This window comes from Streptomyces sp. NPDC051664, from assembly GCF_044453545.1.
Classification (GTDB): domain Bacteria; phylum Actinomycetota; class Actinomycetes; order Streptomycetales; family Streptomycetaceae; genus Streptomyces.
In genome coordinates, this window is the sequence record NZ_JBITCU010000010.1 from 159,527 (window position 1) to 180,372 (window position 20,846).

21 protein-coding genes and 1 pseudogene are annotated in these 20,846 nt (G+C 70.5%); 8 read left to right on the forward strand and 14 right to left on the reverse strand.

All coding sequences use genetic code 11. From position 1 onward, the window contains the following. Positions 1–7: 7 nt before the first annotated feature. From ACIA8E_RS20565 to ACIA8E_RS20575, 3 genes are all read right to left on the reverse strand, one after another. Positions 8–979 (reverse strand): aldo/keto reductase, encoded by a 972-nt coding sequence (locus tag ACIA8E_RS20565; protein ID WP_399300067.1) that lies wholly within the window; start codon positions 977–979, stop codon positions 8–10. Between the two features lie 71 nt (positions 980–1,050). Beyond that, entirely contained in the window at positions 1,051–2,484 is a 1,434-nt protein-coding gene (gene argH / locus ACIA8E_RS20570; RefSeq protein ID WP_399300070.1) for an argininosuccinate lyase, read from the reverse strand. Between the two features lie 89 nt (positions 2,485–2,573). Further along, positions 2,574–3,767, reverse strand: coding sequence for an argininosuccinate synthase (locus tag ACIA8E_RS20575; RefSeq protein ID WP_399300072.1), 1,194 nt, complete (start codon positions 3,765–3,767; stop codon positions 2,574–2,576). A gap of 469 nt (positions 3,768–4,236) precedes the next feature. Between ACIA8E_RS20575 and ACIA8E_RS20580 the strand changes: the two are divergent. Together ACIA8E_RS20580 and ACIA8E_RS20585 are read left to right on the forward strand one after the other, a co-directional pair. Continuing rightward, a pseudogene (locus ACIA8E_RS20580) lies at positions 4,237–4,822 on the forward strand (pyridoxamine 5'-phosphate oxidase family protein). 64 nt (positions 4,823–4,886) lie between these two features. Next, positions 4,887–5,588: a L,D-transpeptidase gene (locus ACIA8E_RS20585; RefSeq protein ID WP_399300075.1), complete on the forward strand. Its 702-nt coding sequence runs from the start codon at positions 4,887–4,889 to the stop codon at positions 5,586–5,588. Positions 5,589–5,606: 18 nt separating this feature from the next. On the opposite strand, the gene ACIA8E_RS20590 is transcribed toward ACIA8E_RS20585, so the two are convergent. Genes ACIA8E_RS20590 through argC form a run of 5 tightly spaced genes read right to left on the reverse strand, consistent with a single transcriptional unit; the run spans position 5,607 to position 10,449 of the window. Then, positions 5,607–6,143 carry an arginine repressor gene (locus ACIA8E_RS20590; protein WP_030918639.1) on the reverse strand — a complete coding sequence of 179 codons (537 nt, stop codon included), beginning with the start codon at positions 6,141–6,143 and terminating at the stop codon, positions 5,607–5,609. A gap of 10 nt (positions 6,144–6,153) precedes the next feature. After that, entirely contained in the window at positions 6,154–7,365 is a 1,212-nt protein-coding gene (locus tag ACIA8E_RS20595; RefSeq protein ID WP_399300078.1) for an acetylornithine transaminase, read from the reverse strand. Further along, positions 7,362–8,273 carry an acetylglutamate kinase gene (gene argB / locus ACIA8E_RS20600; protein WP_355760241.1) on the reverse strand — a complete coding sequence of 304 codons (912 nt, stop codon included), beginning with the start codon at positions 8,271–8,273 and terminating at the stop codon, positions 7,362–7,364. The genes ACIA8E_RS20595 and argB overlap by 4 nt, the downstream gene beginning before the upstream one ends. Continuing rightward, on the reverse strand, positions 8,270–9,424 hold the full coding sequence (gene argJ, locus ACIA8E_RS20605) for a bifunctional glutamate N-acetyltransferase/amino-acid acetyltransferase ArgJ (RefSeq protein ID WP_399300083.1): 1,155 nt from the start codon (positions 9,422–9,424) through the stop codon (positions 8,270–8,272). The genes argB and argJ overlap by 4 nt, the downstream gene beginning before the upstream one ends. Next, positions 9,421–10,449, reverse strand: coding sequence for an N-acetyl-gamma-glutamyl-phosphate reductase (gene argC, locus ACIA8E_RS20610; protein ID WP_399300086.1), 1,029 nt, complete (start codon positions 10,447–10,449; stop codon positions 9,421–9,423). The genes argJ and argC overlap by 4 nt, the downstream gene beginning before the upstream one ends. A gap of 448 nt (positions 10,450–10,897) precedes the next feature. On the opposite strand from argC, the gene ACIA8E_RS20615 reads away from it, so the two are divergent. From ACIA8E_RS20615 to ACIA8E_RS20625, 3 genes are all read left to right on the forward strand, one after another. After that, positions 10,898–11,395, forward strand: coding sequence for a peptidylprolyl isomerase (locus ACIA8E_RS20615; RefSeq protein ID WP_352266105.1), 498 nt, complete (start codon positions 10,898–10,900; stop codon positions 11,393–11,395). Between the two features lie 230 nt (positions 11,396–11,625). Then, a complete protein-coding gene (locus tag ACIA8E_RS20620; protein ID WP_399300089.1) occupies positions 11,626–12,369 on the forward strand; it encodes a Clp protease N-terminal domain-containing protein in 744 nt (247 codons plus the stop codon). 49 nt (positions 12,370–12,418) lie between these two features. Next, a complete protein-coding gene (locus tag ACIA8E_RS20625) occupies positions 12,419–12,610 on the forward strand; it encodes a DUF1059 domain-containing protein (RefSeq protein WP_399300092.1) in 192 nt (63 codons plus the stop codon). A gap of 137 nt (positions 12,611–12,747) precedes the next feature. Here ACIA8E_RS20625 and ACIA8E_RS20630 read toward each other — a convergent pair whose 3' ends face one another. The 4 genes from ACIA8E_RS20630 to ACIA8E_RS20645 all read right to left on the reverse strand — a co-directional run bounded on the left by ACIA8E_RS20630 (position 12,748) and on the right by ACIA8E_RS20645 (position 16,557). Then, positions 12,748–13,899 (reverse strand): serine hydrolase domain-containing protein, encoded by a 1,152-nt coding sequence (locus tag ACIA8E_RS20630; protein WP_399300095.1) that lies wholly within the window; start codon positions 13,897–13,899, stop codon positions 12,748–12,750. A 113-nt stretch (positions 13,900–14,012) separates the two neighbouring features. Further along, positions 14,013–14,588: a histidine phosphatase family protein gene (locus ACIA8E_RS20635; RefSeq protein WP_399300098.1), complete on the reverse strand. Its 576-nt coding sequence runs from the start codon at positions 14,586–14,588 to the stop codon at positions 14,013–14,015. A gap of 48 nt (positions 14,589–14,636) precedes the next feature. Continuing rightward, on the reverse strand, positions 14,637–15,083 hold the full coding sequence (locus tag ACIA8E_RS20640; protein WP_399300102.1) for a GNAT family N-acetyltransferase: 447 nt from the start codon (positions 15,081–15,083) through the stop codon (positions 14,637–14,639). After that, on the reverse strand, positions 15,076–16,557 hold the full coding sequence (locus tag ACIA8E_RS20645) for a PLP-dependent aminotransferase family protein (RefSeq protein ID WP_399300105.1): 1,482 nt from the start codon (positions 16,555–16,557) through the stop codon (positions 15,076–15,078). Before ACIA8E_RS20645 ends, ACIA8E_RS20640 begins: the two co-directional genes overlap by 8 nt. Between ACIA8E_RS20645 and ACIA8E_RS20650 the strand changes: the two genes are divergently transcribed. Both ACIA8E_RS20650 and ACIA8E_RS20655 read left to right on the forward strand, forming a co-directional pair. After that, positions 16,556–17,533 carry a DMT family transporter gene (locus ACIA8E_RS20650; RefSeq protein ID WP_399300108.1) on the forward strand — a complete coding sequence of 326 codons (978 nt, stop codon included), beginning with the start codon at positions 16,556–16,558 and terminating at the stop codon, positions 17,531–17,533. The genes ACIA8E_RS20645 and ACIA8E_RS20650 overlap by 2 nt on opposite strands. Positions 17,534–17,547: 14 nt before the next feature. Then, positions 17,548–17,760, forward strand: a complete 213-nt coding sequence (locus ACIA8E_RS20655; protein WP_399300111.1) for a DUF1918 domain-containing protein — start codon at positions 17,548–17,550, stop codon at positions 17,758–17,760. 69 nt (positions 17,761–17,829) lie between these two features. On the opposite strand, the gene ACIA8E_RS20660 is transcribed toward ACIA8E_RS20655, so the two are convergent. Continuing rightward, a complete protein-coding gene (locus tag ACIA8E_RS20660; RefSeq protein WP_399300378.1) occupies positions 17,830–19,125 on the reverse strand; it encodes a glycoside hydrolase family 10 protein in 1,296 nt (431 codons plus the stop codon). Positions 19,126–19,314: 189 nt separating this feature from the next. On the opposite strand from ACIA8E_RS20660, the gene ACIA8E_RS20665 reads away from it, so the two are divergent. Then, the gene (locus tag ACIA8E_RS20665; RefSeq protein WP_030918597.1) at positions 19,315–20,175 is read left to right on the forward strand and encodes a 3-hydroxybutyryl-CoA dehydrogenase; all 861 of its coding nucleotides are present in this window, start codon (positions 19,315–19,317) and stop codon (positions 20,173–20,175) included. A 101-nt stretch (positions 20,176–20,276) separates the two neighbouring features. On the opposite strand, the gene ACIA8E_RS20670 is transcribed toward ACIA8E_RS20665, so the two are convergent. Then, a complete protein-coding gene (locus ACIA8E_RS20670) occupies positions 20,277–20,807 on the reverse strand; it encodes an NUDIX hydrolase (RefSeq protein ID WP_399300114.1) in 531 nt (176 codons plus the stop codon). Positions 20,808–20,846 lie beyond the last annotated feature (39 nt).

Sequence of the window (20,846 nt, forward strand, 5' to 3'; positions counted from 1 at the left end):
TCGCCGGTCAGCTCCAGGGCAGCCCGGCGCGGTGGCGCCAGTACGCCTCGGGCTCCTCCACCAGCGCGTCCAGCCGGTCCCGCCGCTGCTCGTCGAGGTCGAGGACGGGGGCGTGGAGATTGCTGACGAGCTGGGTGACTGTCGCCGCGCCGGAGAGGACGACGCCGGCCCACGGCTGGTGCAGGATCAGCGCGAGCGCGACCGCGTCGCTGCCGAGGCCCGCCTCGGCAGCGATCTCCCGGACGACGGCCGGAGCGTCCGTTCCGGCGAGCCGGCCGTTGGCCATCGCTTCCTTGACGATCACGGTCAGCCCGGCGTCGTGCGCCTCGGCGAGCGCATGTCCGGCCGACGTCTCCAGGGCGTTGTAGGTGGCCTGGACCGTACGGAAGAGGGGCTCGCCGTCGACCGTGACGGCGAGGGCGGCGCGGATGGCGTCCGCCTGGCCGGGGCCGCTGGTGGACAGGCCGACTGTGACCCCGTCGGCGGCGAGGGCGGCGAGCCGCTCGTGCAGTTCCTTGTCGGTGAGGGCCGGACTGTCGGCTGTCACGGAGTGGATCTGGTAGAGGTCGAGCCGGTCGCCCAACAGCGCCGCGGTCTCGGCACGCTGGCGTTCGAAGGTGGCGAGGCTGTGGTCCTTGACCTCGTTCGCCTCGGCATCGACGCTCCAGTCGGCGGTGTAGGTGTAGCCCCATTTGCTGCCGATGACGACGTCGCGCACATCCGGGCGGGTGGTCAGCCAGTCGCCGAGGAACTCCTCGGCGCGGCCGTAGGAGCGGGCGACGTCGAAGTAGCGGACCCCCTGCGCATAGGCGGCGTCGAGAAGCTCATGGGTGTGCTCGCGCAGCGCCTCGACGCTGCGGGTCCCGGGAAGGTCCCGGTCGCGGTGGAGATTGATGTAGGCGGGCCTGCCGACCGCGGCCAGGCCGAGCCCGATATGGGCGGTCGGGGTCGTCGCTGAGGCCAGGCGGGCGAAGGGCATCGCGGGCTCCTCGTGGGTCGGGTCCGTAACTCCGTCCCGACCAACGTAGCCCGCGATGCCGTTCCCGTGACCTACTGACGGGCGGTGGCCCACGCGTGCTGTGCCGCCAGGTCGTTCTTGACCTCGGCGAGCTGTACGGCGACGGCCGACGGGGCCGTACCGCCGCGTCCGTCACGGGCGGCGAGCGCCCCCGTCACATTGAGGACCGTGCGGACCTCGGGGGTGAGGTGCTCGGAGATCTTCGCGAACTGCTCGTCGGTGAGCTCGTCGAGCTCGATGCCGTGCTGCTCGCACTCCTTGACGCACTCGCCCGCGACCTCGTGCGCTACGCGGAACGGGACGCCCTGCTTGACCAGCCACTCGGCGATGTCGGTGGCGAGCGAGAAGCCGGCCGGGGCGAGCTCCTCCATCCGCTCGCGGTTGACGGTGAGCGTGGCCATCATGCCGGTGAAGGCGGGCAGCAGGACCTCGAGCTGGTCGCAGGAGTCGAAGACCGGCTCCTTGTCCTCCTGGAGGTCGCGGTTGTACGCGAGCGGGAGGGCCTTCAGCGTGGCCATCAGGCCCGTCAGATTGCCGATCAGGCGCCCGGACTTGCCACGGGCCAGCTCGGCGATGTCCGGGTTCTTCTTCTGCGGCATGATCGAGGAGCCGGTGGAGAAGGCGTCGTGCAGGGTGACGAAGGAGAACTCCTTCGTGTTCCAGATGATGACCTCCTCCGCGATCCGGGAGAGGTTGACGCCGATCATCGCGGTGATGAACACGAACTCGGCGACGAAGTCGCGGGAGGCCGTGCCGTCGATGGAGTTGGCGACGGAACCCCCCTCGAAGCCGAGATCCGCGGCGACCGCCTCCGGGTCGAGGCCGAGCGAGGAGCCGGCCAGCGCGCCGGAGCCGTACGGGGACACGGCCGTCCGCTCGTCCCACTGCCGCAGCCGCTCGGCGTCCCGGGACAGGGACTGCACGTGGGCCAGGACATGGTGGGCGAAGAGGACGGGCTGGGCGTGCTGGAGGTGCGTACGGCCCGGCATGGCAACGTCCGGGTGGGCCTCGGCGAGGCCGACCAGCGCGTCCTGGAGCTCGGCGATCAGACCGCCGATGACCCGGGCGTGGTCACGCAGGTACATCCTGAAGAGCGTGGCGACCTGGTCGTTGCGGGACCGGCCGGCGCGCAGCTTGCCGCCGAGGTCCGGGCCGAGACGCTCCAGCAGTCCACGCTCCAGCGCGGTGTGGACGTCCTCGTCGGCGATGGTGCCGGTGAACGACCCGTCGGCGACATCGGCTTCGAGCTGGTCGAGACCGGCGATCATTCGGGTCAGCTCGTCCTCGGTGAGCAGGCCCGCCTTGCTGAGGACGCGAGCGTGGGCGCGGGAGCCGGCGATGTCGTACGGCGCGAGCCGCCAGTCGAAGTGGACGGAGGCGGACAGCTTCGCCAGCGCCTCGGCCGGGCCGTCGGCGAAGCGGGCGCCCCAGAGGCGTACGTCGCTGTTGCCGTTGCCATTGCTCACTGCGTGCTCCTCAAGAGACAAGAGGGTGGATGTGCGACCGCCTCCCCGCCGCGGAGGAACGGGGAGGCGGTGACGTAAACGGGGTGGCGTCAGGCCAGGTCACGCTTGGCGGCGATCTTCGACGAAAGGCCGAAGATCTCGATGAAACCCTGCGCCTTGGACTGGTCGAACGTGTCGCCCGAGTCGTAGGTGGCGAGGTTGAAGTCGTACAGCGACTCGCTGGACTTCCGGCCGGTGACGACGGCGCGGCCGGCCTGCAGCGTCATCCGGATGTCACCGGTGACGTGCTGGTTGGCCTCGTTGATGAAGCCGTCCAGGGCGCGCTTGAGCGGGGAGAACCACAGGCCGTCGTAGACCATCTCGCCCCAGCGCTGCTCGACCTGCCGCTTGTAGCGGGCCAGCTCGCGCTCGACGGTGACGTTCTCCAGCTCCTGGTGGGCGGTGATCAGTGCGATCGCGCCGGGGGCCTCGTACACCTCGCGGGACTTGATGCCGACGAGCCGGTCCTCGACCATGTCGATCCGGCCGATGCCCTGGGCGCCGGCCCGCTCGTTGAGCTGCTGGATCGCCTGGAGGACAGAGACGGGCTTGCCGTCGATGGCGACCGGGACGCCCTCCTTGAAGGAGATGACGACCTCGTCGGCCTCGCGCGGGGTGGCCGGGTTCTCGGTGTACTCGTAGATGTCCTCGATCGGGGCGTTCCAGATGTCCTCCAGGAAGCCCGTCTCGACGGCCCGCCCGAAGACGTTCTGGTCGATCGAGTACGGGGACTTCTTGGTGGTCGCGATCGGGAGGTTCTTCTCCTCGCAGAAGGCGATCGCCTTGTCCCGGGTCATCGCGTAGTCACGGACCGGGGCGATGCACTTCAGGTCGGGGCCGAGCGCGGAGATGCCGGCCTCGAAGCGGACCTGGTCGTTGCCCTTGCCGGTGCAGCCGTGGGCGACGATGCCTGCGTTGTGCTTGTTGGCGGCGGCGACGAGGTGCTTGACGATGGTCGGCCGGGAGAGGGCCGACACCAGCGGGTAGCGGTCCATGTAGAGGGCGTTGGCCTTGATCGCCGGGAGACAGTACTCCTCGGCGAACTCGTCCTTGGCGTCCGCGACCTCGGCCTCGACGGCACCACAGGCGAGCGCGCGCTTGCGAATGACGTCCAGGTCCTCGCCGCCCTGGCCGACATCCACGGCAACGGCGATGACCTCGGCGCCCGTCTCCTCGGCGATCCAGCCGATGGCGACGGAGGTGTCCAGGCCGCCCGAGTAGGCGAGTACGACGCGCTCGGTCACGGGTTTCTCCTTACGGTGCAATCACTGTTGGGTATAACTATGCAGTCCTCCGTATGTTTTGTCAAAGCTACTGATGAACGGCTCACCCGAACGTTCGAACCCGGACCGTAAATGCCGGGCCCGGACACCGTGCGGCCCTCCACGATCGACCTCCGCATACCTGGTGGGGGCACGTGATGAGCAGCGACTACGAGGCCGCTGAACGGCTGACCCGGGGCATACCGCTCCGGCAGGCACTGGACACCTCGTCGGCAGAGGCCTGGACGGCCCTCGATCTCGGGGTACGGATCCTGACATACGAGGCGCCTGGTCTGCTCCCGTCGTGCGACTGGGCCGACCGTCGGAGACTGCGCTGGAACTGGGACGCCCCACCGACCTCGGTGAATTGGTCCAGGACACCTCCGGACGAGCCGTCACTCGCCGTCGCGCTGTGCCATCCGGACGGCCGGATCCGGGAGGCGGCACTCGAGTGGGGCGCCCGGTCGCCGGCTCTGCGTCCGCTCGGCTCAGGACCTTCATCGAAGAGCAGCACATCTTCTTCACCGCGACCGCCCCACTGGGCGGTGACGGCACGGTCAACCTCTCCCCCAAGGGTGTCGGCGGCTCCTTCGCGGTCCTCGACGAGCGGACCGTGGCCTATCTGGACTTCGCCGGGAGGAATGCGGAGACCGTGGCCCATCTCCGGGAGAACGGTCGCATCACTCTGATGTGGTGTGCCTTCCAGGGTCCGCCGAACATCGTGCGGGTGCACGGCCGCGGTGAGCCGGTCTTCCGTGACGATCCGCGGTTCCCGGGGCTGCTCGGCCGTTTTCCCGTCGACCCCGCCCCGCACGGGCTGCGCGCGATCATCGTGGTGACGGCCGAGCTGATCCGGGACACCTGCGGGTTCGCGGTGCCGGACATGTCCTACGAGGAGGACCGGCCGCTGCACGCGCAGCGCTTCGCGCGACACCTCGCTCAGCGAGTACTTCGGCAAGAAGGATCACATCGCGACGAGCATCGACGGGCTGCCGGGACTGCCGCTCCCGCTGCCCGTGATGCCCACCGCGAACTGAGCCGCTGGGCCGTACGGAGTACGTTCGGCGGTGGGCCGTCGCCGTCGGGTCTACCGTCCGGTCCATGCGCACATCTCTGGTGACCGGGTCGGTTCTGCTCGCCCTTGTGGGTTCGTCGGCGGCCCGCCCCGCCGAGACACCCCCGCTACCGGAGCAGTTGGCCGACACGGGCGGCGGCTCGCAGCTGATCACGGCCGAGGCACCCGGCACGGGATCCACCACAGGCACCGTCAGCTGGTGGAACCTGCAATCGGGGAAGTGGGTACGGGCCGGGTCCGCGCCGGCCCGGTTCGGGGCGAAGGGGCTGACCGAGGGGGACGAGCGGGTCCAGGGCACGAACACCACCCCCACCGGTCTGTACGACCTGCCGTACGCCTTCGGCGTCGAAGCGGTCCCGGCCGGGACCCGCTATCCGTACCGCAGGGCCGGCGACCGGTCGTGGTGGTGCCAGGACAACGCGGCGCGTGCCTACAACCGCTGGGTGGAGCCGCTGCCCGCGGACTGCGGGGCAGGCGAGTCCGAGCATCTGGTCGCGTACCCGAAGCAGTACGCCCGTGCACTGGTCATCGGGTTCAACTACGACCGGCCGGTGCGCGGGCGGGGTGCGGGGATTTTCCTGCACGTGAACGGGAGCGGTGCGACCGCCGGCTGTGTCTCGGTACCGGCGCCCGCGATGGACCGGATCCTGGCCTGGGCGGACCCGGCCCGTCGCCCGCACATCGCGATCGGGACCCACTCGGGCACGACCGCGATCATCCGCTACTGATCCGTCTCTCCGGGCCGCTCAGCGACCGTTCTGCGCCAGCCGCAGCAGGTGGTCGGCGAGCCCCTGACCGCCCGCCGGGTCTCGGCTGATCAGCATCAGCGTGTCGTCGCCCGCGATGGTGCCGAGGACGTCGTGCAGCTCCGCCTGGTCGATGGCCGAGGCCAGGAACTGGGCCGCGCCCGGGGGCGTGCGCAGCACAACGAGGTTGGCCGAGGCCTCCGCCGAAATGAGCAGTTCGGAGGAGAGGCGCCGCATCCGCTCCTCCTTGGCGGACTCGCCGAGCGGTGCCTGCGGAGTGCGGAAACCGCCCTCGCTCGGCACGGCGTAGATCAGCTCGCCGCCGGTGTTGCGGATCTTCACCGCGCCCAGTTCATCCAGATCGCGGGAGAGCGTCGCCTGGGTGACGCTCAGTCCGTCGTCGGCCAGGAGCTTCGCCAGCTGGCTCTGCGAACGCACCGGCAGCCGGTTCAGGATGTCCACGATCCGGCGGTGGCGTGCCGTGCGGGTCTGCGGTACGGACGGCCCGCCGAACTCGGATTCCTGCGCCTCGGTCATCGTCGTCGCCTCATTCTCCGGAGCGCTTCTCTCCGGATCGTCCGTCCCCGTGTGCCGCGTCGAGAGCGCCGGACAGTGCCGCCAGGAACGCATCCACCTCTGCGTCACCGATGATCAGCGGCGGCATGAGCCGTACGACATCGGGGGCGGGCACGTTCACCAGGAGTCCGGCTCCCTGAGCCGCCTGTTGCACCTGCGGCGCAAGGGGCTCGGTGAGCACGATACCCAGCAACAGACCGGAGCCACGGACGTGGGAGACCAATGGATGCCCCAGGGCTTCGACACCGTCCCGGATCCTCTCGCCGAGCCGCTTCACCCGGTCCAGGGCGCCGTCGGCGGCGAGCGTGTCCAGAACCGCGAGACCGGCGGCGCAGGCGATCGGGTTGCCGCCGAACGTCGTGCCGTGCTGGCCGGGCTTCAGCAGGTCGGCCGTCGCGCCGAAGGCGACGGTGGCGCCGATCGGCAGCCCGCCGCCGAGCCCCTTGGCGAGGGTGACGATGTCGGGCTCGACGCCCTGGTGGGCCTGGTACTCGAACCACTGGCCGCACCGGCCGACACCGGTCTGCACCTCGTCGAGGACGAGCAGGGTGCCGGTGGCCCGGGTGATCTCCCGGGCGGCCTCCAGATAGCCCTTGGGCGGGACGACCACACCGTTCTCACCCTGGATGGGCTCGATGATCACCAGCGCGGTGTCGGTGGTCACCGCAGCCCGGAGAGCGTCGGCGTCGCCGTACGGCACATGTGTGACGTCACCGGGCAGCGGAAGGAAGGGCTCCCGCTTCTTCGGCTGGCCGGTGAGGGCGAGCGCGCCCATGGTCCGGCCGTGGAAGCCGCCGTCGGTGGCGACCATATGGGTCCGCCCGGTGAGCCGGCCGATCTTGAAGGCGGCCTCGTTGGCCTCGGCGCCCGAGTTGGAGAAGCAGACGCGGCCGGTCCGGCCGAAGAGCTGGAGGAGCCGTTCGGCGAGCGCGACGGGCGGTTCGGCGATGAAAAGGTTGGAGACATGGCCCAGAGAGGCGATCTGGGTCGAGACGGCCTCGACGACGGCGGGGTGGGCGTGGCCCAGCGCGTTCACCGCGATGCCGCCGACGAAGTCGAGGTACTCGGTGCCGTCGGCGTCCCACACACGGGCGCCTTCGCCGCGGACCAGGGAGAGCTGCGGGGTGCCGTAGTTGTCCATGAGCGAGCCCTGCCAGCGCTGCGAAAGCTCGGCATTGGTCATGCTTCCCCCTGTGCGTCGGCTGCGTCGGGCACGACCATCGTGCCGATGCCTTCGTCGGTGAAGATTTCCAGCAGGATCGAGTGCTGGACCCGGCCGTCGATGACACGGGCGGTCTCGACGCCGTTGCGTACGGCGTGCAGGCAGCCCTGCATCTTCGGGACCATGCCGCTGGACAGCTCCGGGAGCAGCTTCTCCAGCTCGGTCGCGGTGAGCCTGCTGATCACGTCGTCGCTGTTGGGCCAGTCCTCGTAGAGGCCCTCGACGTCGGTGAGGACCATCAGCGTCTCGGCGTTGAGCGCGGCCGCGAGTGCGGCGGCCGCGGTGTCGGCGTTGACGTTGTAGACGTGGTTGTCGTCGGCGGAGCGCGCGATCGAGGAGACGACCGGGATCCGGCCGTCGTCGAGCAGCGCCTGGATGGCCCCGGTGTCGATCGCGGTGATCTCCCCGACCCGGCCGATGTCGACGAGTTCACCGTCGATGGTGGGGCGGTGCCGGGTGGCGGTGATGGTGTGGGCGTCCTCGCCGGTCATGCCGACGGCGAGCGGGCCGTGCTGGTTGAGCAGGCCGACGAGCTCGCGCTGGACCTGTCCGGCCAGCACCATCCGTACGACGTCCATCGCCTCGGGCGTGGTGACGCGCAGCCCGGCCTTGAACTCGCTGACCAGGCCCTGCTTGTCGAGCTGGGCACTGATCTGCGGGCCACCGCCGTGCACGACAACGGGCTTGAGGCCGGCCTGCCGCAGGAAGACGACGTCCTGGGCGAAGGCCGCCTTCAGCTCCTCGTCGATCATGGCGTTGCCGCCGAACTTGATGACGACGGTCTTGCCGTTGTGCCTGGTCAGCCAGGGCAGCGCCTCGATGAGGATCTCCGCCTTCGGGAGTGCGGTGTGTTTCCGCGCCGCACTCATGAGCTGTACGCGCTGTTCTCGTGGACGTAGTCCGCGGTGAGGTCGTTGGCCCAGATGACTGCGGACTCGGTTCCGGTGGCCAGGTCGGCGGTGATCTCGACCTCCCGGTAGCGCATGTCGACGAGGTCGCGGTCCTCGCCGACGCCGCCGTTCTTGCAGACCCAGACGCCGTTGATGGCGACATTCAGCTGGTCGGGCTCGAAGGCCGCCTTCGTCGTGCCGATCGCGGAGAGGACCCGGCCCCAGTTGGGGTCCTCGCCGTGGATGGCGCACTTGAGGAGGTTGTTACGCGCGATGGAGCGGCCCACCTCGACGGCGTCGTCCTCGGTCGCGGCGTTGATGACCTCGATGCGGATGTCCTTCGAGGCACCTTCGGCGTCACCGATCAGCTGCCGGGCCAGGTCGGCGCAGACGGTCCGTACGGCCTCAGCGAACTCGCCCTGCTCCGGTGTGATGCCGCTCGCACCGGAGGCCAGCAGCAGCACGGTGTCGTTGGTCGACATGCAGCCGTCGGAGTCGACCCGGTCGAAGGTGGTGCGGGTGGCGGCGCGCAGCGCGGTGTCGAGTCCGCCCGCGTCCACATCGGCGTCGGTGGTCAGGACGACCAGCATGGTGGCAAGTCCCGGCGCGAGCATGCCCGCGCCCTTGGCCATCCCGCCGACGGTCCAGCCCTTGCCGCCCGCGACGGCGGTCTTGTGGACGGTGTCCGTGGTCTTGATCGCGATGGCGGCCTTCTCGCCGCCGTGCTCGCTCAGCGCCGCGGCGGCGGTCCCGATGCCGGGCAGCAGCTTGTCCATCGGGAGCAGCGTGCCGATCAGCCCGGTCGAGGCGACGGCGATCTCACCGGCGCTGTGGCCGACGAGGACCTCGGCGGCCTTCTCGGCGGTGGCGTGGGTGTCCTGGAAGCCCTGCGGGCCGGTACAGGCGTTGGCGCCACCGGAGTTGAGAACGACGGCGGTGACTTCGCCGCCCTTGAGGACCTGCTCCGACCAGAGGACGGGGGCGGCCTTCACTCGGTTGGAGGTGAAGACTCCCGCGGCGGCGCGGCGCGGCCCGTTGTTGACCACGAGGGCCAGATCCGGGTTGCCGCTCTCCTTGATCCCCGCGGCGATACCCGCCGCCGAGAACCCCTGTGCTGCCGTGACGCTCACGGTGCCACTCCGATCGTGGAAAGACCAGTGTCCTCGGGAAGTCCGAGGGCGATGTTCATGCTCTGCAGGGCGCCGCCGGCGGTGCCCTTGGCAAGGTTGTCGATGGCGCTGATGACGATGATCCGGCCTGCCGCCTCGTCGTAGGCGACCTGAATCTGTACGGCGTTGGAACCGTAGACGGACGCTGTGGCGGGCCACTCCCCTTCGGGGAGCAGGTCGACGAACGGTTCCTCGGCGAACGCCTTCTCGTACGCGGTACGAACCGACTCGGCACTCACACCCGGCTTCGCCTTTGCGCTGCACGTGGCGAGGATGCCGCGGGGCATCGGCGCCAGCGTCGGCGTGAAGGAGACCGTCACCGGCTCGCCGGCCGCGGCGCTGAGGTTCTGGATCATTTCCGGGGTGTGCCGGTGGACACCGCCGACGCCGTACGGGGACATGTTGCCCATCACCTCGGAACCGAGCAGATGCGGCTTGGCCGCCTTGCCCGCCCCGGAGGTACCGGACGCGGCGACGATCACCGCCTCGGGCTCGGCGAGCTGGGACGCGTACGCCGGGAAGAGCGCGAGGGAGACGGCCGTCGGGTAGCAGCCGGGCACCGCGATCCGCTTGGACCCCGCCAGCGCGGCTCGGGCACCGGGCAGTTCGGGCAGACCGTAGGGCCAGGTCCCGGCGTGCGGCGACCCGTAGAACTTCTCCCAGTCGGCGGCGTCCGTCAGCCGGAAGTCGGCGCCCATGTCGACGACGAGCACCTCGTCACCGAGCTGCTGCGCGACGGCGGCGGACTGCCCGTGCGGCAGGGCGAGAAAGACGACGTCGTGCCCGGCGAGGACCTCGGCGGTGGTCGGCTGCAGCACCCGGTTGGCGAGCGGCCGCAGATGGGGCTGCAGGGCGCCGAGCTTCTGTCCCGCGTTGGTGTTGCCGGTGAGGGCACCGATTTCGACCTCGGGATGAACCAGCAGCAGACGGAGCAGCTCCCCGCCGGCGTATCCGCTCGCTCCTGCTACCGCTGCACGTACCGGCATCGAAATCCTCCTCGTCGATGGCATGACTATACGCATCGCTGCAGTTTTATGCAAAGGTCACAACGAGCCAATGGGCCGCGTCGCCGAGTCCGAGCGTGCCAGTCGGCCCTTTGGCCGCGGACGGCACACCCCCTGCAGTTCCGCCGGGTCGTGCCCGATGACGAGCACCGTCCGCGTACGACCCGAAGAGCTACCCGCAGGGGCACGGTGCGTCCGCGGTGGAACGCGGGAGGGGGAGCGGTGGCCGTGCGCGACACATCAGCCTGGACTGCGATGCGGAGCGCGGGCAAAGGGCTCCGCGCAAACTTTTCTGATGCAGCGTCATCTCGATCTGCGCCCGCGCCCGCAGGGGGTCCCACCCCCGGTCCACCTGGCCGTCCCCGGGCGATCGGGCCCTCGGGCCACCCCTTGCGGCGGTGACCGACAGCCCGGATGTCAGGATGGAACCATGACGACCAAGGTTTTTTTCGACATCACCATCAATGACGAGCCCGCCGGGCGGATCACGTTCAACCTGTTCGACGACGTGGTCCCGAAGACCGCGGAGAACTTCCGCGCGCTGGCGACCGGCGAGAAGGGCTTCGGCTACAAGGGCTCTTCCTTCCACCGGGTCATCCCCGACTTCATGCTTCAGGGTGGCGACTTCACCAGCGGCGACGGCCGCGGCGGCAAGAGCATCTACGGCGAGAAGTTCGCCGACGAGAACTTCAAGCTCACGCACACCAAGCCCGGTCTGCTCTCGATGGCGAACGCGGGCCCGAACAGCAACGGCTCGCAGTTCTTCATCACCACGATCGTGACGTCGTGGCTGGACGGCAAGCACGTCGTGTTCGGCGAGGTCGACGGCCAGGAGAGCATGGACCTGGTCAAGAAGATCGAGAGCTACGGCTCGCAGAGCGGCAAGACACGGGCGAAGGTCACCATCGCCGACTGCGGCGTCCTCTGACCGCACGAGGGACTCGCGGGCGCACCTGAGGTGCCTGGCCGGGATGGATCACGCCTCCCGGCCCCCTCCGGACGCGACACCGCCCCTCCTCTCGCGAACCGCACCCGAGCGCGTCGGGCCGGCCACCTGCCGGTCCGGCGCGCTCGGGTGCGTCTGCGCACAGACCTCACCCAGTCATGCAGTGTCAACCGATGGTTGACACTGCATGACTGTCAACTTACAGTTGACACATGACGAATCCCGTACGCATGACGAACCCGGTCCGGCTCGACGAGCTGATCGAGGCCATCAAGAATGTCCACTCCGACGCTCTCGAGCAGCTCTCGGACGCGGTCATCGCCGCGGACCACCTCGGTGACGTGGCCGACCATCTGATCGGCCACTTCGTCGACCAGGCCCGGCGCTCCGGAGCCTCCTGGACGGAGATCGGCAAGAGCATGGGGGTCACCCGGCAGGCGGCCCAGAAGCGCTTCGTCGCCAAGGCTCCCGGCGAACCGTCGGACCTCGACCCCGGTGAGGGGTTCGGCCGGTTCACCCCGCGGGCGCGGAACGTCGTGATGGCCGCACAGAACGAGGCCCGCGCCGCAGGCAACGACGAGATCCTGCCCGAGCATCTGGCACTCGGGCTGCTCAGCGAGCCGGACGGGCTCGCCGCGGCATTCATCAAGGCGCAGGGCATCGCGCCGGACTCCGTCCGCGAGGCCGCGACCGAGGCGCTGCCGCCCGCGGCCGACGAGCTCCCGGAGCTCATCCCGTACGACGCCGGGGCCCGCAAGGTGCTCGAGCTGACGTTCCGGGAGGCCCTGCGGATGGGCCACAACTACGTGGGCACGGAGCACATCCTGCTCGCCCTGCTGGAGCACGAGGACGGCTCGGGCGTGCTGAGCGGGCTGGGCATCGACAAGGCGACCGCGGAGACCGGCATCGCCGAGGCCGTCACGCTCGCCGTCGCCCGCGCACGCCAGGAGGACTGACCCGGCGCGAACGGCCGCAATAGAGTGGAAGGGAGCAAGGAGGTGCCTCATGCGGAAGGTCACCGACTGCCGGGAGTACCCCAGCGAGACGAAATGCGCCCTTGCCCTCTCCGGTGAGCCGGAGGAAGTGGTCCGCGCCACCAGTGATCTGGCCGTGTCGGTGCACGGCCACGCGGACGACCGGGAAATCCGGGAGCAGACCGGGGCCGGCCTGCGGGACGAGCCCACCCGGCTCGCCTGAACCGCACCCCGCACACATACAGACACACGCACGGGCCCGCCGCCCACGTCCTCCTCGTGGCCGACGCCGCGGGCCGAGTGCCCGACACCTGTGAAGGGACCTCGCGGCCGGGCCGGGGAACCGGCCCGGCCGACACGTCAGAGCGCCTCGTACACCGCCTCGATCAGCGCCATCTTGCGCGGGTCGTCGGCGATGCGCGGGCCCATCCGGTTCATGACGTACCCCAGGGCGACGCCCGCCTCCGGGTCGGCGAGGCCGCAGGATCCGCCCGCACCGTCGTGACCGAAAGCGCGCGGGTTGGGGCCGTACGAACCCTGTGGGCCGCTCAGCCACAGGCCGAGGGCGATCTCCGTGTCGTGGTCGAAGCCGATGCCGAGCACCAGGTCCCGGCAGCTGCCCTGACCCTCGCGGGCTCGCTCGGCGGCCTCCTCGGAGAGGATCCGCCGGTCACCGAGCTGGCCCCGGCCGGCGAAGATCCCGTACAGCGCGGCGACGGCGCGGGCGGTGCCGTGGCCGTTGGCCGCGGGGATCTCCGCGGCACGCCACTCGGGCGTATTGGCTGCGGGCGCGCCGGTGGGCGGGTTGAGCAGCGAAGCGACGGCCACCAGCGCCATCCGGGCAAACAGTGCCGCCTGCTCGCCCGCGGCGGACCTCGACACGACGAGCTCCGCGACGCGGTCCGCCTCCTTCTCGGGAAGGCCGATGGTGAAGTCGATACCGAGCGGTCCGGTGACCTCCTGCCGGAGGAACTCGCCCGGCAGCAGTCCGGTGATCCGGCGGATGACCTCACCGACCAGGAAGCCGTACGAGAGCGCGTGGTATCCCGATCGGGTTCCGGGCTCCCACCAGGGCTCGGTCGCCGCCAGCCGGGTGGTGGTCACCTCCCAGTCGTACAGATCGGCCAAGCTGTGCGGCTCGCGCAGTCCGGCCACGCCCGAGCGGTGCGAGAGCAGATGGCGCACGAGAACGGCTTCCTTGCCGGCCGCGGCGAACTCCGGCCAGTACGTGGCCACGGGGGCGTCGAAGTCGAGCAGCCCCCGGTCGGCGAGGATGTGAGCACAGAGCGCGGTCGGGCCCTTGCTGGTGGACCAGACGTTGACCAGGGTCTCCCGTTCCCAGGGGCGGGTACGGGCCTCGTCGGCCCAGCCGCCCCAGAGGTCGGCCACGGGTTGCCCGCCGACCAGGACGGTGACGGCCGCGCCGAGTTCGTCGCGCTCCCGGAAATTCGCTTCGAATGCGGCGCGCACACCTGAGAATCGGTCGTCGCAGTGGCCGTGGATCTGCGGCACGGTGGCCTCCCTCGCCTGGGCATGCCTGGTGGTCAGGGTCGATGGGCAACATACCGACTGGTCGGACCGCCGGGAAGATGTCGGACACTCTCACGGCGGGACGGTTCACCGGATCAGCGGGATCCCGCTTCGAGGCGCAGGCTCCAGCGCCCCGGCAGGCCGGTGAGCGTGATGGTGGAGAGCGGGCGGACGTCGACGTTCCAGTACGTCGAGGGCGGCGCCCCCAGTGCATAGACGAGGGCGGCCCGGACGACGGCGGGCTCCGCGACTGCGACGATCGAACCCTCGCAGGCGGGGCGGGTGTCCAGCCAGCCCCCTATCCGCGTGATGAACGCGAGCAGGGGTTCGCCACCGTGCGGCGCCGAGCGCGGGTCGGCGAGCCAGGCGTCCACCGCGCCCGGTTCGCGGGCCGCCACATCGGAGAGGGTCAAGCCGCGCCAGCGGCCCATGTCGCAGTCACGCAGAGCCGGTTGGGCCATCGGGGCGTAGCCGAGCGCCTCCCCGGTGGCGCGGCTGCGTGCCGTCGGCGAGCAGTAGCGCAGTTCGGCGGCACCCAGGGGCACCAGGGCCTGCGCGGCGAGCTGCACCTCGTGCCAGCCGGCCTGGTCGAGCGGCCGGTCGTCGTCGAAGCGCTCGGCGAGCCGTGAGGAGCTGCGCGCCGCGGCGACGAGCGAGACTCGAACACTCATGGCGGAGATCGTGGAGCGGAACGCCGCCCAGGTCAAGGGGGCGCCTTGTCAGACGGATCCGACGGCGTCGAGCCGGAGGTACATCCACTTCTCGGGGTTCCCCAGCGGCTTGAAGCCGACCTTCTCGTAGACCCCGTGGGCGTCGTCGGTGGCGAGCGTGAGCCTGCGGATGCCGGCCGGGGCGAGGTGGTCGCGCACGGCGGCGGCGAGCCGGGTGCCGAGACCGTGACCGCGGGCCGACCGCTCGACGTACACGTCGCAGAGCCAGGCGAAGGTGGCATGGTCCGTCACCACCCGGGCGTAGCCGACCTGTTCCCCCGAAGTGGTGTCGTACGCACCGAAGTTGAGCGATCCAGCGATGGCCAGGTCCTGCTTCTCGCGGGTACGGCCGAGGGCCCAGTAGGCGTCCGTGGAGAGCCAGTGGTGGATCCGGGCGGGGTCAAGCCGGGCCGAATCGGACGAGATCTCGTAACGCTGCTGGGGGCTGTCAGTCATGTCCGGAGGATAGGTGGTGCGGGCCGGGGGCGGCGAAGAGTTTGTCGCAGGCGACGCGCAGCCGCCGCACGCCCTCGGTGATCTCGCTCGCTCCGGCGACCGCGGCGAAGCTCAACCGCACCTGGGCGGACGGAGGTTCGGCGCAGTAGTAGGGGCGACCCGGCGCAATCGCGACGCCCGCGCGCAGTGCGGCCGAGACGAGCGCCGCTTCGTCCGCGCTCGTTGCGGCGTCCGGCAGCCGCAGCCAGAGGCTGCCGCCGCCCGCGGGGATGTACGGGAGCGAGAAGTCGGGCAGTTCCATCCTCAGCGCGGCCGTCATGGCGGTCCGCCGGTTCTTCAGCTCCGTCGATACGGACCGCAGATGGTGGCCCCAGGCCGGGGAGCCGACCAGTTCCAGGGTGGCTTCCTGGAGCGGGCGGGGGACGAAGAAGTTGTCGACGACCTGGAGGGCACGCAGCCGTTCCCGTACCGGTCCGCGGGCGGCCAGCGCACCCACCCGCAGGCTGGGTGCGGTGACCTTGGTGAGGGAGCAGACGTACACGACGACGCCGTCGGGGTCGTCGGCGGCCAGCGGCGCCGGCAACGGGCCCGCGTCGTCGTGGACGAGCTGGCGGGCGAAGTCGTCCTCGACGACGAAGGCCCCCGCCTCGCGGGCGATCCGGACGACTTCGCCGCCCCGGTCCGGGGCGAGGACCGCACCGGTCGGGTTCTGGAAGAGCGGCTGGCATACGAAGACGCGCGCGCCGGTGGCCCGGAAGGCTGCGGCGAGCAGTTCGGGTCGCACCCCGTCGGCGTCGACCGGCACCGGGACCGGCCGCAGTCCGGTGGCGCGGGCGGCCGCCAGCATGCCCGGGTAGGTGGGCGATTCGACGAGGACGGGGGCGCCGGGCGGGGCGAGGGCGCGCAGGGCGGTGGCCAGGGCGCTCTGGCCGCCCGCGGTGATCAGCACGTCGGCGGCGGTGAGCGAGGGACCGATCTCGCGGGCGAACCAGGCGCGCAGTTCGGTGAGGCCGTCGGTGGGCGGGCGGCCCCAGGCTCCGGGGCGGCGGCCGGCCCGGGCGAGGGCGGCGGCGAGTGCCCGTTCGGGCTGGAGCGAGGGGTGGAGGTAGCCGCCGTTCAGTTCGATGACGCCGGGCGGCGGTGCGACGAGTGTGATCAGGACACCGGACGCGTCGACGGTTCGCGGCACGACCTCGGGGCCGCCGTCGCCACTGAGGGAGATCTCCTGCCAGGAGGTGTCGCCGGGCGTGGACGCGTCGGTACGGGGCTGCGCCCGGAAGGCGCCGGAGCCGGGGCGGGTGACGACGAGCCCCTCGGCGGCGAGCTGCGCGATGGCCCGGGAGACGGTCACGGGGCTGACCCGGAAGCGCTCCACGAGGGCCCGACTCGACGGCAGCTTCCCACCTGGTGAGTAGCGGTTCAGTTCAGCCCGGAGGGAACTGGCCAATTCGGCGACACTGCTACGCTCTTGCATGACAGCAAAGGATAGCGCTACCCGATCCATATCGATAGCGGTTGCGCCGCCGGCGGGCAGGAGCGGCACTCTTCTCGCCGGACTCGGCGTGGTCGCCTTCTCGCTGACGTTTCCGTCCACCGTCTGGGGGCTGGAGAGCTTCGGCCCCTGGTCGCTGGTGATCCTGCGCAGCCTGCTCGCTGCGCTGATCGCGGGCGGGATGCTGGTCGCAGGACGGGTCCCGGTACCGGACCGCAGCCACTGGGGCGGGCTCGCGGTCGTCGCGGGCGGTGTGGTGATCGGCTTCCCGCTGCTGACGACGCTGGCCCTGCAGACCTCCACGTCGTCGCACGCGGCGGTCGTGGTGGGGCTGCTGCCGCTGACCACGGCGGTGCTCTCGTCGCTGCGGACCGGGACGCGCCCGCCACGTACGTTCTGGATCGCGGCGCTGGCCGGGGCGGCCGTGGTCATTGCCTTCACCGTGCAGCAGAGCGGCGGCGCGCTGTCCGCGGGCGATCTGTATCTGTTCGGCGCGCTGCTGGTGTGCGCGGCGGGGTACGCGGAGGGCGGCAGGCTGGCGGGGGTCATGCCTGGGTGGCAGGTGATCGGCTGGGCGCTGGTCCTCGCGACGCCGCTGATGGTGGCGGGCGCGGCGGTCGCGCTCCCCTTCGAGCCGGTGCGGCTGACCGCGCACGGGATCATCGGCCTGGTGTGGGTCGCGGTGGGTTCGACCTTCGTCGGCCTGTACGTCTGGTACCGCGGCATGGCGGAGATCGGTGTTCCGCGGGCCAGTCAGCTTCAGCTCGCGCAGCCGCTGCTCACCCTTGGGTGGTCGTTCCTGCTGCTCGGCGAGGAGGTCTCGTCGGCCGCGCCGGTGGCGGCGGTGGCCGTGCTCGTCTGCATCGCGGCCACCCAGCGGTCGGGGGCCAGGCGGTGGTCCGTCCGGTGGGCAAGGGCGTCCGGCCATAGACTTGTCGACAAGGAACGCCACCCGTGAGGAGGTCACTCCCGATGGAGGCACACCCGGGCGACCGGCTGCTGACGCACGGCAGGACCGTGGGCCAGCCCGACAAGGTCGCAGAGATCGTCGAAGTGCTCGGTGCCGGGGGCGCTCCCCCGTACCGCGTCCGCGCCGACGACGGACACGAACACCTGGTTTCGCCAGGTCCTGACACCGTCGTCCAGCACACCGTGGTCCGGCGCCGGGGCCCGGAGACCCTCTAGGGGCCCCCGGGCGGACCATCCCCGACCGCACCACCACAGCCGGGTGCGCTCCCCTCCGGCCCCCTCGGGTCAGCGAGGAGGGCGCACCCTGTGTCGGTAGTGGTCGGCGACCACTTGCGCCATCGTGCCGATCCGGTCGGTAACGACGTCCTTCCCCGAGAAGTAGACATGGCCGCGTACCTGGTCGTAGGCGGCGGCGAAGTCCAGGTGGCGGGAGAGTTCGGCCGGGTCCTGCCAGGCGGCCGGCTGGGCCGGGTCGCCGGCCTTGTAGAGCGCCTCGCCGACGAAGAGATCGACGCCCGTCCCCCGTACGACCTCGTCCCACCAGGGCAGCAGCTTGGCGTAGTCGGCGGCGGCGAAGCCGATGTTCCAGTAGATCTGCGGGCAGATGTAGTCGATCCAGCCCTTCTTGACCCAGCCGCGGGTGTCCGCGTGCAGATCGTCGTAGGTCTGCACACCTGCCTTGGTGTCCGAGCCGAGCGGGTCGGTCGCGGCGTTGCGCCAGACTCCGAAGGGGCTGATCCCGAACTGGACGTTCTTCTTGATCTTCTTGATCCGCTCGGCGGTCTCACGCACCAGCTTGTCGGTGTTGTCGCGGCGCCAGGCGGCCTTGTCCGGGAAGTCCGCGCCGTACTTCGCGTACGTGGCGTCGTCGTCGAAGACCTGTCCGGCGACCGGGTACGGGTAGAAGTAGTCGTCCCAGTGGACGGCGTCGATGTCGTAGCGGCGGACCGCGTCGAGCATGGCGTCCTGGACGAAACGGCGGACCTCGGGCAGTCCGGGGTTGTAGTAGAGCTTCCCACCGTAGGGCAGGACCCAGTCGGGGTGCAGCCGTGCGGGATGGGTGGGGATCAGCCTGGACGGGTCGGTGTGGTTGGCCACCCGGTACGGGTTGAACCAGGCGTGCAGTTCGAGGCCGCGCCGGTGCGCCTCGCGGACGGCCGTGCCCAGCGGGTCCCAGCCGGGGTCCTGGCCCTGGACCCCGGTGAGGTACTGGGCCCACGGCTCGTAGGGCGACGGCCAGAACGCGTCGGCGGTCGGGCGGACCTGGAGGATCACGGCGTTCAGCCGCCGGTCGACCGCCTCGTCGAGGTAGGCGATCAGCTCGGCCTGCTGCTCCGCCGCCGTCAGTCCGGGCGCGGACGGCCAGTCGATGTTGGCGACGGTGGCGACCCACATGCCGCGCAGCTCACGCCGGGCGACGGAGTGGGAGCGGGCCTGCTGCTCGGACGACGCACCTGTCCGGGCCTTCGGAACGGTCTGCGGTACGGCGACGGCCTCACCCGCCCCCGCGGTTCCTGCAACTACCCCCGCGACCACTCCGGCCGCACCCGCCACAAAGCCCCTTCGGGCGATTTGCCGCATTCCGTTGCCACCTGCCGTCTCTGTGTCCTCATCCATCGCCCTGGTGTCGGGCGTAACGCTGAGCATGCCCGCCCCGGCCCGTCATGGTCCATAGGCCGCGGAGTAACGTCTGGGGGTCGAGGCAGGGCCCGGAATCAGACGGGTGTCCGCCGAACGGAGATCAGCGAAAGGCACGAGGTGACGGACTCTATGGCCGACATTGCACGCGTCGGAGTGGTGGGCTGTGGCCAGATGGGCGCAGGCATCGCGGAGGTGTGCGCCCGCAGCGGCCTCGAGGTCAAGGTGGCCGAGACCACCGGCGAGGCGCTGGAGATCGGTCGCACCCGGCTCCACAACTCCCTCTCCAAGGCCGCCGAACGCGGCAAGATCACGGAGGCGGAACGCGACGAGACACTCGGTCGCCTCAGCTTCACCACCGACCTCGGCGAGTTCGCGGACCGCGATCTCGTCATCGAGGCCGTCGTGGAGAACGAGCAGGTCAAGACCGAGATCTTCCAGGTGCTCGACCAGGTGGTGACCCGTCGGGACGCGATCTTGGCTTCCAACACCTCGTCCATCCCGCTGGTGAAGCTGGCCGTCGCCACCTCCCGCCCGGACCAGGTCATCGGCATCCACTTCTTCAACCCGGCCCCGGTGCAGAAGCTCGTCGAGCTGATCCCCGCGCTGACCACGTCCGACGAGACGGTCACGCGCGCCGAGGCCCTGGTGCAGGACGTGCTCGACAAGCACCCGATCCGCGCCCAGGACCGCTCCGGCTTCGTCGTCAACGCGCTGCTGATCCCGTATCTGCTCTCCGCGATCCGGATGTTCGAGTCGGGGATCGCCAGTCGCGAGGACATCGACAACGGCATGGAGCTCGGCTGCGCCCACCCGATGGGCCCGCTGAAGCTCTCCGACCTGATCGGTCTGGACACCGTGGCCTCGGTCGCCGACTCGATGTACGCCGAGTTCAAGGAGCCGCTGTACGCCGCTCCCCCGCTGCTCCAGCGGATGGTGGACGCGGGCCGGCTCGGCCGCAAGACGGGCTCGGGCTTCTACCCGTACTCCTGACCGCTGATCGGAGCCGCACGGGGCCGGCCGGGGATGCCCCGGCCGGCCCCGCGTGCCTGACTGTCACGGAGCCCGGGTCCCGTCCGGGCGGCGGCCCGGGCTCACCCCAGCCGTAAGTGATGGAGCATCATCAGCCCGGCCACCATGTTGGCGGCCGGGACCTCGCCCCGGGCGATCATGTCGGGCACCAGCTTGAGCGGAATCCACTCGCGCCGCGACGACTCGAAGTCGTCCTGCGGAGGCCCGGTCCAGCTGGCCTCCTGGGCCCAGTAGAGGTGGTGTCGGGCGTCGGTGAGGCCGTTCGACGGCTCCACGGTCAGCAGCGGCCGCAGCGGGCCGGGGCGCCAGCCGGTCTCCTCCTCCATCTCCCGGGCGGCCGCGGCGGCGATGTCCTCGCCGTCCTCGACGACGCCCGCGGCCAGTTCCCACCCCCAGCTGTCGGTGATGAACCGGTGCCGCCACAGCAGGAGTACCTCGTTGGCCTCGTTGACGACGGTTGCCGCGGCGACCGGACGCAGCCGCACGAGGTAGTGGTCGAGATGTCGGCCGTCGGGGAGTGCGACGTCCGCCAGATTGACCCGGAACCAGCGGTTTTCATACACGGTTTGCTCGTTCAGATTCGTCCACTGCACAGTTCTGCCACCTTCCGACATGTTGGTGGCAACATCGCA

Excerpts from the sequence above, each read along its gene's own strand:
- argB (WP_355760241.1), bottom strand. The coding sequence starts at position 8,273 with ATGAGTGCGGCGCGGAAACACACCGCACTCCCGAAGGCGGAGATCCTC.
- ACIA8E_RS20665 (WP_030918597.1), top strand. The coding sequence starts at position 19,315 with ATGGCCGACATTGCACGCGTCGGAGTGGTGGGCTGTGGCCAGATGGGC.
- argC (WP_399300086.1), bottom strand. The coding sequence starts at position 10,449 with ATGCCGGTACGTGCAGCGGTAGCAGGAGCGAGCGGATACGCCGGCGGG.
- ACIA8E_RS20645 (WP_399300105.1), bottom strand. The coding sequence starts at position 16,557 with ATGCAAGAGCGTAGCAGTGTCGCCGAATTGGCCAGTTCCCTCCGGGCT.
- ACIA8E_RS20620 (WP_399300089.1), top strand. The coding sequence starts at position 11,626 with ATGACGAATCCCGTACGCATGACGAACCCGGTCCGGCTCGACGAGCTG.
- ACIA8E_RS20615 (WP_352266105.1), top strand. The coding sequence starts at position 10,898 with ATGACGACCAAGGTTTTTTTCGACATCACCATCAATGACGAGCCCGCC.
- ACIA8E_RS20590 (WP_030918639.1), bottom strand. The coding sequence starts at position 6,143 with ATGACCGAGGCGCAGGAATCCGAGTTCGGCGGGCCGTCCGTACCGCAG.
- ACIA8E_RS20650 (WP_399300108.1), top strand. The coding sequence starts at position 16,556 with ATGACAGCAAAGGATAGCGCTACCCGATCCATATCGATAGCGGTTGCG.
- ACIA8E_RS20660 (WP_399300378.1), bottom strand. The coding sequence starts at position 19,125 with ATGCGGCAAATCGCCCGAAGGGGCTTTGTGGCGGGTGCGGCCGGAGTG.
- ACIA8E_RS20595 (WP_399300078.1), bottom strand. The coding sequence starts at position 7,365 with ATGACCAATGCCGAGCTTTCGCAGCGCTGGCAGGGCTCGCTCATGGAC.
- ACIA8E_RS20625 (WP_399300092.1), top strand. The coding sequence starts at position 12,419 with ATGCGGAAGGTCACCGACTGCCGGGAGTACCCCAGCGAGACGAAATGC.
- ACIA8E_RS20585 (WP_399300075.1), top strand. The coding sequence starts at position 4,887 with ATGCGCACATCTCTGGTGACCGGGTCGGTTCTGCTCGCCCTTGTGGGT.
- ACIA8E_RS20635 (WP_399300098.1), bottom strand. The coding sequence starts at position 14,588 with ATGAGTGTTCGAGTCTCGCTCGTCGCCGCGGCGCGCAGCTCCTCACGG.
- ACIA8E_RS20640 (WP_399300102.1), bottom strand. The coding sequence starts at position 15,083 with ATGACTGACAGCCCCCAGCAGCGTTACGAGATCTCGTCCGATTCGGCC.
- ACIA8E_RS20565 (WP_399300067.1), bottom strand. The coding sequence starts at position 979 with ATGCCCTTCGCCCGCCTGGCCTCAGCGACGACCCCGACCGCCCATATC.
- ACIA8E_RS20655 (WP_399300111.1), top strand. The coding sequence starts at position 17,548 with ATGGAGGCACACCCGGGCGACCGGCTGCTGACGCACGGCAGGACCGTG.